Genomic DNA, 13,056 nt, shown 5'->3' with positions numbered 1-13,056 from the left:
ATTTAGATTTTAGAATTGAGAACAACGATTTTTTATCTAATCGTAAATCAGAAATCTGCAATCGCAAACTGAAATGGATACTAAGGAATTACTAAAGAAAGTACGGAAAATAGAGATTAAGACAAGACGTTTGTCTGATCATATATTTGGAGGTGAATATCATTCAACTTTCAAAGGACGTGGGATGACCTTTTCTGAAGTTAGACAGTATCAATTTGGTGACGATGTTAGAAATATTGATTGGAACGTAACTGCGCGCTATAACGAACCCTTTGTAAAAGTTTTTGAAGAAGAACGCGAATTAACCATGATGCTTATGGTTGATATATCTGGATCAAAACTGTTTGGTACAGACGAACAATTTAAGAATGAAATTGCAACAGAAATTGCTGCTACATTAGCTTTCTCTGCCACACAAAATAATGATAAAATTGGGTTGATCTTATTTTCTGATGAGATCGAACTCTATATTCCACCTAAGAAAGGACGTTCACATGTGTTAAGAATTATTCGTGAATTAATTGAGTTTAAGCCAAAAAGTAAATTAACAGATATATCTGAAGCATTGAAATTTTTATCTAATGTGATGAAAAAGAAAGCTATCGTTTTTGTGCTCAGCGATTTCATTTCTGACGATTATAAACAAACACTTAAAATAGCTTCTGGTAAGCACGATATTACTGGAATAAGAATTTATGATAGGTATGAAGCGCAAATTCCAAATTTAGGAATGGTGCAAATGCTAGATGAAGAAACTGGAGAATTAATGTTAGTGAATACTAGTTCTAAAAGTGTTAGACGCAATTATGAAAAATACTATCAAGAAAAGGTAAGTTATTATAAAGAGGCATTTACCAAATCTGGTGCAGGAACTATTGATTGTCGCGTAGATGAAAGTTACGTGAAAAAATTATTAGGTTATTTTAAACAAAGAGGATAAATCTCCATAAAAGTAATAGTGAAGTATTTTAAATTAAATAATATAGATAACATGAATAGTAAAAAAGTAACCTTATTTACTGTTTTCTGTGTATTATTTTCTATTGGTTTAAATGCCCAGGTTACATCGTCAATAGATTCTACCAAAATCAAAATTGGCGAACAAATTACCTATAAAATTAAAGTTGAAGCAGACACTACAGACCTAGTTGTATTTCCAGAAGGGCAAACATTTTCACCTTTAGAGGTGATTGAAACGTATGCTATAGATACAACTAATAAAAATGCCAAGTATTCTTTTATAAAAAAATACGGATTAACCAAGTTTGATTCTGGGTCGTACACAATACCGAGACAAAAAGTTGTAATTGGAGCAAAAACTTTTTTTACAGATTCTTTAAAAGTACAAGTGTTTAATGTTGCTGTAGACACCACCAAACAAGGGCTTTATGATATAAAACCAATTATAGAAGTTGAAAAAAAGAAAAGCAAAACATGGCTTATTATCTTAATCGTCTTAGCCGCTATTGGTCTAGTTGCTTTCGTTTTATATTGGCTCATATGGCGAAAAAAACCACTTACAGAAGAAGAAGAGATTGCATTACTTCCACCATATGACAGAGCGAAATTAGCGCTAAAAAAACTAGATGAAAGTACATATCTTCAAAATGCTGAATTAAAAGATTATTATTCAGAATTGACATTTATTATTAGAAAATATTTAGATGAAAAAGTCTACGAAAAAGCACTAGAAAGTACAACAGATGAGCTAATATCCAGATTACATCTTTTAGACGACGCCAATCAAATAGACTTGGGCAAAGATGATATTAAAAATCTTGAAGCAATTTTAAAACGTGCCGATTTAGTAAAGTTTGCTAAATCTGCTCCTAATGTAGAACTGGCAAGATTAGATAGGAATACGATAGATATCGAGATAGATCATGTTAAAGAAGCTCTGCCAGAACCAACTGAAGAAGAAAAACTTCTCGATCAACAATATAAAGAACAACAAGAAAAGAAAAAGAAACGTAGAAAGATTATAACTACAATTGTTGCAAGTGTATTGATATTGATCGCCACATTTATAGGATTTGGAGTCAAATACGGATTTCAATATGTGGTAGATACCATTACAGGAAAAGAGAGTAAAGAATTGCTTGAAGGAAATTGGGTAAAAAGTGATTACGGATTTCCACCAGTGAGCATAACCACACCAAAAGTTTTGAAACGTGAAACAGTAGAACTTCCAGAAGAATTGAAAGATAAAATATCAAACACGACATTCAGATACTTATCTGCTGCTTCAGGTATTGATATTCAAGTGAGTACTACAATGTTTAATTATTCTGAAGAGGAAAAACAACAAGCAGCTTCAGACGAAGCAGTAGCCAATGAGTTACTTAAAGCCTCAGAACAATATTTACGACGATTAGAAGCTGAAGGCGCATCAGATATAACAGTAAAAAGAGACAAATTTGTTACACCAAATAATGCTGAAGGTCTTAAAACCTATGGCTCGATGAAATTGATAATTGATGGTGATTCTGAGTCGTCAAATTATACTATTTTACTGTTTAAGTCTGAAAATGTAAGACAACAAATCTTATTGCAATGGAAAGGAAATGACACCTATGTAGATCAAATTATTGAACGCATTTTGAATTCTGTAGAACTTACAAAAGAGGAGAAAGAATAATGTTTGAAGGAATTGAGTTTTTAAATAAAGAATTATTTTGGTTATTGGTACTATTGCCTCTAGCTATACTGTGGTATGTATTTAAACATAAGCGGCAAACAGCTGAACTTAAAATATCTAGCCTAAATGGGTTTAAAGTTACAAGGTCTTGGCTAGTAAAATTGAGACCACTATTATTTGCTCTTAGACTTCTAGCCCTAGCGCTATTAATAACAGCTTTAGCAAGACCAAGAACTGTTGATGTATCTTCAAAAACAAAAACCACTCGAGGTATAGATATTGTTATGGCAATAGATGTGTCTGCAAGTATGCTAGCTAAAGATTTATCGCCTAACCGATTAGAAGCCTTGAAAAAAGTTGCCGCACAATTTATACAAGGTCGGCCAAACGATAGAATAGGACTTGTAGAGTACGCAGGAGAAAGCTATACTAAAACTCCAATTACAAGTGATAAAGCTATTGTGCTGCGTTCACTAAGAGATATTAAATACAATACCATCATTGAAGGTGGAACAGCTATCGGAATGGGTTTAGCAACTGCAGTAAACAGATTAAAGGATAGTAAGGCAAAAAGTAAGGTAATTATCCTCTTGACAGATGGTGTTAATAATTCTGGGTTTATAGATCCAAAAATAGCAAGTGAACTTGCAGTAGAATATGGAATTAAAACCTATACAATTGGCTTAGGAACCAACGGAATGGCATTGTCTCCTGTTGCTATGAAAAATAATGGGGCATTTCAATACGGAAGAGTTCAAGTAGAAATCGATGAAGAACTATTACAGCAAATTGCAGATGTAACTGGAGGAAAATATTTTAGAGCAACAAACAATAAAAAGCTTAGAGAGATATACAGTGAAATAAACAAATTAGAAAAAACAGAAATAGAAGAGTTTAAATTCTATAATTACGAAGAAAAGTATCGTCCATTATTAATTTTGGCAAGTTTACTACTACTGTTAGAATTACTGTTGCGTTATACTGTTTTTAGGAGCTTTGTATAATAAAGTAAGATAAGATGTTTCAATTAGAAGAGAAAATATGGTTTTGGGTGTTATTGGTTATACCAGTAATCATCCTGTTATTTCTAGTGTTACAACTTTGGAAGTATAGAACTCAAAAGCGATTTGCCAACAAAACATTGCTCAAACGTTTAAGCCCTAATCAATCAATATTTAAATCTGTATTAAAGGTCTTCTTATTATGCTTAGCATTTGCTTGTCTATCTATTGCTTTGGTTAATCCAAAAATTGGAACAAAATTAGAGACAGTTAAGCGAGAGGGTGTAGATATCGTTTTTGCCGTAGATGTCTCTAAAAGTATGTTGGCCGAAGATATAGCTCCGAATCGATTAGAAAAATCGAAACAATTGGTTACTCAAATTATTAATAATTTAGCCAGTGATCGTGTTGGTATTATTGCATATGCAGGAAAAGCGTTTCCGCAATTACCAATTACAACAGATTATGCCTCTGCAAAAATGTTCTTACAGAATATGAATACAGACATGTTGTCTTCACAAGGAACAGCAATCAGTGAAGCTATTGAGCTAGCAAAAACATATTTTGATAATGAAGAACAGACCAATCGAGTACTTATTATTATATCAGATGGAGAAGATCATACTGATGTAGCAGCTAGCGTAGCTGAAGAAGCAAGTAACGAAGGAATCAGAATATTCACTATAGGTGTTGGTGATGTTAAAGGAGGGCCAATACCTATCAAAAAAAATGGAGTTGTTCTTAATTATAAAAAAGACAACAAAGGTGAAACAGTTATTACTAAACTAAATGAAGACACGCTCAAAGAGATAGCTTCTGAAGCTAATGGAGCCTACATCAATGGCAAGAATACTGGAGATGTTGTAGAAGCTATTAGAGATATTCTCAATAAAATGGATAAAACAGAATTTGAAGCTAAAGAATTTGCTGATTTTAAGGATCAATTTCAGTGGTTTATAGCGTTTGCTATTTTCTTTCTATTTATTGATATATTTTTCTTAGAACGAAAAACCGAATGGTTGAAACGTTTAAATCTTTTCAACGAGAATTTTTGATCTTCACATAATTTATAAAATCTTTAACTATATAGAGTCTAAGTGTTTTTTATCTTGCTATTTGCATATTAGGTTAAAAAAACGGATAGAACAAAAAATAAGTTAAATTCTAACACACATGAAACAATTTATTATTAGTTGCTTAGCTTTTATCTCTGCCTTTTCTTTCGCCCAAGAAAAAGATAAAGAAAAACAGATGAAAATGGCTGTTGAGAAAGCTAATAGTTATGTATATGAAGCTAACGAGTTGGTAGACGCTGAAGATTATATCTCTGCTGAGATGGAATATAGAAAAGCAATTTCTGAACAACCAACTACGGTTTCGGGCACATATAACCTTGGAAACTCATATTATGAAAAAGGGAATTATGACGAAGCTTTGTTTAGGCATACTCAAGCAGCAAAAAATGCGATTTCTAAAACAGAAAAGCATAAAGCATATCATAATATTGGAAATATTTTAATGCAACGAGAACTCTGCCAAGAAGCGGTTGAAGCTTACAAAAATGCATTGCGTAATGATCCTTCAGATGATGAGACAAGATATAATTTTGCAATAGCAAAAGAATGCGCTGAACAACAGCAACAGCAAAATAAAGACGAGGAAAAAGAAGACGAGAACGAGAAGGAAGACGAAAATAAACAGGAACAAGATCAAGATCAAGACAAGAAAGAAGACGATAAAAAGGACGAAGGCGATCAAGATAAAAAGGAAGGCGAAGATGAGAAAGATGAAGAAGGCAAGCCTAAAGATGAGGAGGAAAAAGAAAATAAAGGGGATAAAGAAAAAGAAAACAAAGGGCAGCCAAAGCCTAAACAAGGCCAGCTTTCACCACAACAAATAAAAAGCCTACTAGAGGCTATGAACAACCAAGAACAAAAAGTTCAAGAAAAAATTAATGCTGAAAAACAAAAAGGCGTTAAGGTAAAAACTGAAAAAGACTGGTAGACTATTATCAAACTTAATAAAATGAAATACGTATCAATTTTATTTTTCGTACTTATAACTAGTATTACTTCTGCACAAATTACATTTGAGGCTAAAGTGAGTAAAACGAAACTAGGTATTAACGAACGTTTACGTATTGATTTTGAAATGAATAAGGATGGCGATAATTTTAATCCACCAGATTTTGCAAACTTTACGGTTGTAGGAGGGCCAAATACGTCTGTAAGTCAGTCATGGTTAAATGGAAAACGTTCTTATAAAAAAACGTACAGTTATTTCTTGGCGCCAAAGAAGAGAGGGCAATTAAAAATCAATCAAGCTACCATAGAAATTGAAGGAGTGGTCTATAAAACTCAAGTAGTTACTGTAAATGTGACAGCAGCTGTAAAACGACCTAACGATCCTGATAATGCCGAACAGGTAGCTTCAGATAATATTCATTTAGTTGCTGAAGTATCAAAAGCTAACCCTTATTTAAATGAGGCAATTACTGTGGTATATAAGCTTTACGTGTCTCAAAATACAGGCGTTAGTAATTGGAGAGAGATTGATAACCCAAGGTATAATGACTTTTGGAGCCAAAACATCAGTATTAAAGGCTTAAAAATTCAAAACGGAAGTTACAATGGTGACGATAATTATCGATATGTTGTATTGCGTAAAACAGTTTTGTACCCTCAAAAAACAGGAAAACTTGAAATAGAGCCATTAAGTTTAGATGTGACTGTTGAAGTACCGACCAAACGAAGAGATTTTTTTGGAGGTCGGTTAATGACACAAGTAAACAAACGTGTCTCTGCAGGAAGTAGAACTATTAATGTAAAACCATTGCCTGAACAAGGACAACCAGAAAACTTTACAGGAGCTGTTGGTGATTTCAAATTCAATGTCATCACATCAAAGTCTGAATTAAATGCTTCTGAGTCTTTACAAGCACGTGTTGAGGTTACTGGTAAAGGAAACTTAAAACTTTTTGAGTTGCCAAAACTCAAATTACCAAATTCATTAGAAGTTTACGAACCAGAACATAACGAAAAGGTAACCACTAATCTTGGTGGTATGAATGGTGTAATTTCAGATAATTATACGATTGTACCTCAATTTAAAGGGAAATATCCAATACCTAGCGTTTCGTTTTCTTATTTTGATCTTGAAACAGAATCGTACAAAACAGTAACTTCAGGAGAAATAGTTATCGATGTTATTGAAGGTCCAATTAATACCGCAAATTCAGATAATAATATAGCTTCGACAAATACAGGTAAACAAGAGGTGGTTATGAATAGTGATCAATTTGCATTTGTAAAAACTGAAGCTAATCTCCAGCCTATTGAGTTCTCATATTTTTTTAAAACTACGGCATTTTGGTCTACTCTTTTGCTGCCTCTATTAGCGATTCCTTTAGCATTAGTATATCGTAATAGAAAAGAAAAAAGAAGTGCCGATGTTCTAGGGAATAAAGTTAGAAAAGCCGATAGATTAGCTAGAAGGTACTTGAGTGAAGCAAAGAAATCGTTAGGAAAAAAGGAAGCCTTTTACATCGCTTTAGAACGAGCACTACATAATTATTTAAAAGCAAAATTACTTATTGAAACTAGTGATTTGAGCAAAGAAAAAATCAACGAGCTATTAATAACTCGTCAGGTCAATAATAACACTATTTTGGAGTTCAATAGTATTTTAGAACACTGCGAACTTGCAAGATATACACCAATTACAAATGTTGAAATGCAGCAAGATTATGATAAGGCCGCTAAAACAATTTCTATAATTGATAAAGAATTAAGATAAGTTAGTGAACTTATGAAACAATTAATATACATAGTTGCTTTTTTATTAAGCGGATTGCTTTATGCTCAAAACAGTCAAGTTTTTGAAGAGGCTAATGCATTGTATAATAATGCTAATTATACTGAAGCTCTAGAAAAATACAATACAATTTTAGAAACTGAAGTACATTCGGCAGAGTTGTATTATAATATAGCCAATGCTCATTATAAATTGAATCATATTGCGCCTAGCATTTATTATTATGAAAAGGCTTTATTGTTAAAACCCAATGACAAAGACATCAAAAACAATATTGCTTTTGCAAGAAATATGACTGTTGATGCTATAGATACGGTTCCAGAGGTTGGCCTTACGAAACTTATAAAAAATGTTACCAATCTTATGGGTTTCGATGCTTGGGGAAAAACTGCTATTATTTTAGTTATTTGTTTTGTGTTATTATTTATAAGTTATTATTTTACGTATTCTACTGCTAAAAAGCGTATAGCATTTGTATCAAGCTTGGCATGTCTTATGCTAGCTCTAATTGCTTTGGCATTTGCATTTCATAAATTCCAACTGGTAAAAAAAGACCAGCCAGCTATTGTATTTGCTCAAGAAGCTAAAATAAAAAGCGAACCCAATTTGAGAAGTACAGAATCTTTTATTTTACATGAAGGGACTAAAGTACAGGTGTTAGATACCGTTGATAATTGGAAAAAAATCAAACTATCAGATGGTAAAACAGGTTGGGTAATGAATGATGATATTAGAATATTAAAGACTTTTTGATATATTTTACCAAATATTTAAAATCAAATCTTATATTTGAGTTTATTCCAATTCTTATGAATAAAACTATTATAGCTATTTTCTTTTCAATTTTGTTTGTGTCGCTTATTGCTGCACCAACAATAATTATAGCTATTGATGACACTGCTGATGTATCCTATTTCTATTCTACTACAGAAGAAGAAGAGAATAAGAGTGATGAAAAAAATAAAGAAATAGATGTCCTCTTATCAGAAAGTAATACAGGTTTAGAGTCATGGTTTATATTAAATACTGATAATCACATGGCGTATCGGTTTAAGAACTATCCGAAACCTCACTTGAACTTAATTTCTCCTCCTCCAGAGTTCATTTCATAACTTTTTAGAAAACGGATAATCTTTATCCATAATTACAATTAATAAGAACTAGCTATTGATCGATTTCTCTAGCGTAAATGAATTTATCTATGTTTAAAACTATCAAAAATGACTTGCCCGCAAGTATAGTAGTATTTTTTGTTGCATTGCCATTGTGTTTAGGAATTGCTTTAGCTAGTGGAGCGCCACTGTTCTCAGGTCTGATTGCAGGTATTATAGGCGGTATTGTTGTAGGCTCACTAAGTGGCTCTAAAATTGGAGTTAGTGGTCCTGCGGCTGGATTAGCAGCAATTGTATTGACCTCGATAGCCACACTAGGTGGTTACCAAAACTTTTTAGTTGCTGTAGTATTAGGTGGCATTATACAATTAATTTTTGGTTTACTTAAAGCTGGAATTATTGGATACTACTTTCCATCTTCAGTAATTAAAGGAATGTTAACAGGAATAGGGATTATTATAATTTTAAAACAAATACCTTATTTTTTCGGACTTGATAAAAACCCTGAAGGTGATTTTGCATTTTTACAAGTTGATGGTGAAAATACTTTTACTGAATTGCTTAAAGCAATAAACGCATTATTAAGCGGAAATTTTGATAAAGGAGCAACACTAATAGCACTTATTGCTTTAGGAATCTTATTGCTATGGAGCAATGTGCTGAGTAAGAAGGGTAAGTTTTTTGAAATTGTTCAAGGCCCTTTAGTAGCTGTAATTGTTGGTATAGTATTTTATGTTTTAACAAAATCTAGCGCATTATCATTAGAAACTACACATTTAGTTAGTGTGCCAGTGCCAGATAGTATTGATTCGTTTATTGGACAGTTTAGTTTCCCTAATTTTTCAGCAATTACAAATCCAGAAGTATGGATCGTCGCTTTTACAATTGCACTAGTAGCTAGTTTAGAGACCTTATTATGTGTTGAAGCTACAGATAAATTAGATCCAAATAAAAATGTAACACCAACCAATAGAGAATTGTTAGCTCAAGGTACTGGCAATGTTATTTCAGGAATGATAGGAGGCTTACCAATTACTCAAGTAATTGTTAGAAGTTCTGCAAATATTCAATCTGGTGGTCGTAGTAAAGCTTCAGCCATTATTCATGGATTTTTCTTATTGATTTCAGTAGTTTTAATTCCGAAGCTATTGAATATGATCCCGCTATCAGTATTGGCTGCAGTTTTATTTATTGTTGGTTACAAACTGGCTAAACCTTCACTATTTAAAAAGATGTATGGTTTAGGTTGGAAACAATTTGTTCCATTTACAGTAACTGTAGTTGGTATTGTATTTACTGATTTGTTAGTTGGAATAGGAATGGGATTAGCCGTAGGAATTGTAGTTATCTTGATTAAGAGTTACCAAAATTCTCACTTTTTGCATATCGAAGATAAAAGCAATGGGAAACATAAAATAAAGATGACATTAGCCGAAGAGGTTACGTTTTTTAACAAAGGCGCCATACTAAAAGAATTAGATAGCTTGCCTAGAGATACGTATTTAGAATTGGATGTTAGAAAAACAAGATACTTAGATAATGATATTATTGAAATACTTGATGATTTTGCATTTAAAGCTAAAGAAAGACATATTGATATTCAATTAATTTCTGAACGAGGCGTAGTTGAAAACCCAGATAGTTTTATCGAATTTTTCAAACTAAGACCAAAAACTGCTTAAAATTAAAACATCATGAAAAATAATAGATATAAAATATTAGTGCTTTCAGACTTAAAAAGTGCAACAGTAAATACATTAAAAAGTAGCATTAGTCTTGCTAAAATGATTGATGGAGAGATTGATTTTTTTCATGTAAAAAAGCCAACAGATATAGTTGAACAAGAAAGTCAATTATCTGCCATAAGAACAATTAACGAATTACATACTGCTACTAGTAAAGAAATACAAGAAATCATAGCACCTATTTCAAAGGAATACAATGTAAGTATTGGTTGTAAACACGCTTTTGGTAACGTGAAAAATGAAATAAGTGATTATGTAGATCAAACAAAACCAGACATTATTGTACTAGGGAAGAGAAAAACAAAGACGTTTAGTTTTGTAGGTGATAATATTACAGATTATGTGATTAAAAATCACGACGCTTTGATAATGATTGCTTCTGAGGATAAAACCTTAGAACCAAATTCAGAATTGTCCTTAGGGTTTTTAAATAATATTGAAGACGTATCTAACTACGCATTTACAGAAAGCATATTAAATTATAGTCAAAAGCCATTAACATCTTTCAAAGTTGCTAATAAGTCATCAAAATCGAGCAAAGAACAAGCCTCTACAACAAAGCGAACTATTGAATATGTTTTTGAAGATGGTGCAAATACGGCAAATAGCTTATCGAATTATGTTGCAAAAAGTGATGTTAACTTATTATTTGTAAATAAATATAATAAAGTTGGTTCATCAAATACTAACATTAAAGAACTTATAAATAAAGTTGATGTTTCATTACTTATTTCAGCTTAATTATTAGAACAAAAGTTACGACTGATTTGAGTTCAATTTAAGTCAGTCATAATTTCTTGTTAATTAAAAGGGATTACTTGAGTTTGACTTTTTATGTAGATAAAAATTGTTAAATTTAGGTGTACCCTAACGATTCAAATATGAAGAATTTTTTTTCTAACATCAAAGGTGATGCTTTTGGTGGTATTACAGCAGGCATTGTTGCCTTACCACTAGCACTTGCATTTGGTGTTTCTTCTGGACTTGGGCCAAGTGCAGGATTGTATGGTGCAATTTTTATTAGCTTTTTTGCAGCACTTTTTGGTGGAACTAACACTCAAATATCAGGTCCAACAGCTCCAATGACTGCCGTAAGTATGGTAGTTATAGCAGGAATCATAGCTGCTAATGATGGAAGTGTAGAAAAAGCATTGCCCTATATTTTAACCGTATTTTTATTAGCTGGACTGATACAAATTGGATTAGGAGTGCTCGGTTTTGGAAAATATATAAAGTATATTCCATATCCAGTTGTGTCTGGGTTTATGACCGCTATTGGTGTTATCATAATCATTACTCAGGTTTTACCTTCAATTGGGTACTACCCTAAAGAAGATGTTGAATTTGTACAACAATTCAAGCCTAAAGCAGAAGAGTTAATTTTAGAAAATATCTTAAAAGAAGAAGCTGGTGAAGGCATCTTAGTATTAGAAGATTTCAAAGAAACTGTTAAGAGAGCCAATGACATTTCTTCAGATCAAATTTTAAAAGAATCTCAAACACTTGCAGCTAAGGAAGCTTCAGGTGTAACTGGAGCAGTAAAAGTATTTCCAAGAGCCATTAAGAATATAAAATTTCTTGAACTTATTTTGGCATTAATAACTATATTCATTATTTATGGATTTAAACGAATTACCACAAAAATTCCTAGTGCTTTAGTTGCCTTAGTAGTAGTTTCTGGCATTGCTTATGGGTTTGGATTAGATTATAAATCGATTGATGAAATACCAACTGGGTTTCCAATTCCGGTCATGGAAATTTTTACCGAATTCAAATTCACAAGAATTACTCCATATATTTTTACTGCTATTTCTTTAGCATTACTAGGAGCAATAGATTCTTTGCTTACAAGTGTTGTAGCCGATAACATGACAAAAACCAAGCACCAGCCCAATAAAGAGTTAGTAGGGCAAGGTATAGGTAATAGTATTGCTGCAATTTTTGGCGGTATTCCTGGAGCAGGAGCCACCATTAGAACAGTAGTTAATATCAATGCTGGAGGTAAAACAAAATTATCTGGTATGATAGCTGGTATCATGTTATTAGTAATAATGCTCGGTCTAGGACCTGTAGCATCTAAAATTCCTGCAGCTGTTTTAGCAGGTATACTAATCACTGTAGGTATAGGAGTCATGGATTATAAAGGCCTTAAAGCCATTCCGGCATTACCAAAAGATTTAAAGATTGGACCTTTAAAAATGAGTTCAGAAGTAATCATAATGCTAGTCGTTCTAATTCTGTCTACATTTTGGGATCTCGTTTATGCAGTAGGTATAGGCTTAGTGATAGCATCACTATTATTCATGAAAAAAATAGGAGACCTAACAGCAAAACGTTCAGATGTAAAGCCTTTAAAAGAAGAGGCTTGGGCTGATGAGTCAGGTTTTCCTGTGAACTTAAAAGAAGAAGTCTTTATTAAGCATATAAAAGGACCATTATTTTTTGGGTCTACATCTGAGTTTCAACAATTAGCTAAGCAAATACCAAAAACAGCTAAAACAGTAGTTATTCGTTTAGGAAGAATGCAATATATGGACCAATCTGGATTGTATGCTATGGAAGATGTACTTGTAGATTTAAGAAAGCAAAATATTAATGTATTAATGGTTAATTTGCTAAAGCAACCAGAATATATGATGGAACGTATAGATATTATTCCAGATTTGATTCCTAGAGAACACATATTCAAAGATTTTGATTCCTGTTTGAAATGGATCAAACTCAATGTTAAAGATAAAGTTTAATAA

General features: G+C 32.3%; 11 protein-coding genes. All 11 read left to right on the top strand.

Features of this window, described 5'->3' with window-relative positions; translation table 11 throughout:
- Positions 1-73 precede the first annotated feature (73 nt).
- The 11 genes from Q0876_RS00900 to Q0876_RS00850 all read left to right on the top strand — a co-directional run bounded on the left by Q0876_RS00900 (position 74) and on the right by Q0876_RS00850 (position 13,053).
- On the top strand, positions 74-940 hold the full coding sequence (locus tag Q0876_RS00900; protein ID WP_299223093.1) for a DUF58 domain-containing protein: 867 nt from the start codon (positions 74-76) through the stop codon (positions 938-940).
- Between the two features lie 51 nt (positions 941-991).
- The gene (locus Q0876_RS00895) at positions 992-2,638 is read left to right on the top strand and encodes a BatD family protein (protein WP_299223091.1); all 1,647 of its coding nucleotides are present in this window, start codon (positions 992-994) and stop codon (positions 2,636-2,638) included.
- Positions 2,638-3,642, top strand: a complete 1,005-nt coding sequence (locus tag Q0876_RS00890) for a VWA domain-containing protein (protein WP_299223089.1) — start codon at positions 2,638-2,640, stop codon at positions 3,640-3,642. The genes Q0876_RS00895 and Q0876_RS00890 overlap by 1 nt, the downstream gene beginning before the upstream one ends.
- A gap of 14 nt (positions 3,643-3,656) precedes the next feature.
- Positions 3,657-4,694 carry a VWA domain-containing protein gene (locus Q0876_RS00885; protein ID WP_299223087.1) on the top strand — a complete coding sequence of 346 codons (1,038 nt, stop codon included), beginning with the start codon at positions 3,657-3,659 and terminating at the stop codon, positions 4,692-4,694.
- Between the two features lie 118 nt (positions 4,695-4,812).
- Entirely contained in the window at positions 4,813-5,643 is an 831-nt protein-coding gene (locus tag Q0876_RS00880; protein WP_299223085.1) for a tetratricopeptide repeat protein, read from the top strand.
- Between the two features lie 21 nt (positions 5,644-5,664).
- Entirely contained in the window at positions 5,665-7,434 is a 1,770-nt protein-coding gene (locus Q0876_RS00875) for a BatD family protein (protein WP_299223083.1), read from the top strand.
- Positions 7,435-7,446: 12 nt separating this feature from the next.
- Complete coding sequence (locus Q0876_RS00870) at positions 7,447-8,205, top strand: tetratricopeptide repeat protein (protein WP_299223081.1); 759 nt, start codon at positions 7,447-7,449, stop codon at positions 8,203-8,205.
- A 56-nt stretch (positions 8,206-8,261) separates the two neighbouring features.
- Positions 8,262-8,564 (top strand): hypothetical protein, encoded by a 303-nt coding sequence (locus Q0876_RS00865; protein ID WP_299223079.1) that lies wholly within the window; start codon positions 8,262-8,264, stop codon positions 8,562-8,564.
- A gap of 89 nt (positions 8,565-8,653) precedes the next feature.
- Positions 8,654-10,246: a SulP family inorganic anion transporter gene (locus Q0876_RS00860; protein WP_299223077.1), complete on the top strand. Its 1,593-nt coding sequence runs from the start codon at positions 8,654-8,656 to the stop codon at positions 10,244-10,246.
- A gap of 12 nt (positions 10,247-10,258) precedes the next feature.
- A complete protein-coding gene (locus tag Q0876_RS00855; RefSeq protein ID WP_299223075.1) occupies positions 10,259-11,050 on the top strand; it encodes a universal stress protein in 792 nt (263 codons plus the stop codon).
- A gap of 140 nt (positions 11,051-11,190) precedes the next feature.
- The gene (locus Q0876_RS00850; protein ID WP_299223073.1) at positions 11,191-13,053 is read left to right on the top strand and encodes a SulP family inorganic anion transporter; all 1,863 of its coding nucleotides are present in this window, start codon (positions 11,191-11,193) and stop codon (positions 13,051-13,053) included.
- Positions 13,054-13,056: the final 3 nt, after the last annotated feature.

It is taken from the genome of uncultured Psychroserpens sp. (assembly GCF_947503375.1).
Classification (GTDB): domain Bacteria; phylum Bacteroidota; class Bacteroidia; order Flavobacteriales; family Flavobacteriaceae; genus Psychroserpens.
Note: the sequence above shows the minus strand (reverse complement) of the source record. Positions and strands in the feature narration are given on the sequence as shown.

Excerpts from the sequence above, each read along its gene's own strand:
- Q0876_RS00900 (WP_299223093.1), top strand. The coding sequence starts at position 74 with ATGGATACTAAGGAATTACTAAAGAAAGTACGGAAAATAGAGATTAAG.
- Q0876_RS00895 (WP_299223091.1), top strand. The coding sequence starts at position 992 with ATGAATAGTAAAAAAGTAACCTTATTTACTGTTTTCTGTGTATTATTT.
- Q0876_RS00890 (WP_299223089.1), top strand. The coding sequence starts at position 2,638 with ATGTTTGAAGGAATTGAGTTTTTAAATAAAGAATTATTTTGGTTATTG.
- Q0876_RS00885 (WP_299223087.1), top strand. The coding sequence starts at position 3,657 with ATGTTTCAATTAGAAGAGAAAATATGGTTTTGGGTGTTATTGGTTATA.
- Q0876_RS00880 (WP_299223085.1), top strand. The coding sequence starts at position 4,813 with ATGAAACAATTTATTATTAGTTGCTTAGCTTTTATCTCTGCCTTTTCT.
- Q0876_RS00875 (WP_299223083.1), top strand. The coding sequence starts at position 5,665 with ATGAAATACGTATCAATTTTATTTTTCGTACTTATAACTAGTATTACT.
- Q0876_RS00870 (WP_299223081.1), top strand. The coding sequence starts at position 7,447 with ATGAAACAATTAATATACATAGTTGCTTTTTTATTAAGCGGATTGCTT.
- Q0876_RS00865 (WP_299223079.1), top strand. The coding sequence starts at position 8,262 with ATGAATAAAACTATTATAGCTATTTTCTTTTCAATTTTGTTTGTGTCG.
- Q0876_RS00860 (WP_299223077.1), top strand. The coding sequence starts at position 8,654 with ATGTTTAAAACTATCAAAAATGACTTGCCCGCAAGTATAGTAGTATTT.
- Q0876_RS00855 (WP_299223075.1), top strand. The coding sequence starts at position 10,259 with ATGAAAAATAATAGATATAAAATATTAGTGCTTTCAGACTTAAAAAGT.
- Q0876_RS00850 (WP_299223073.1), top strand. The coding sequence starts at position 11,191 with ATGAAGAATTTTTTTTCTAACATCAAAGGTGATGCTTTTGGTGGTATT.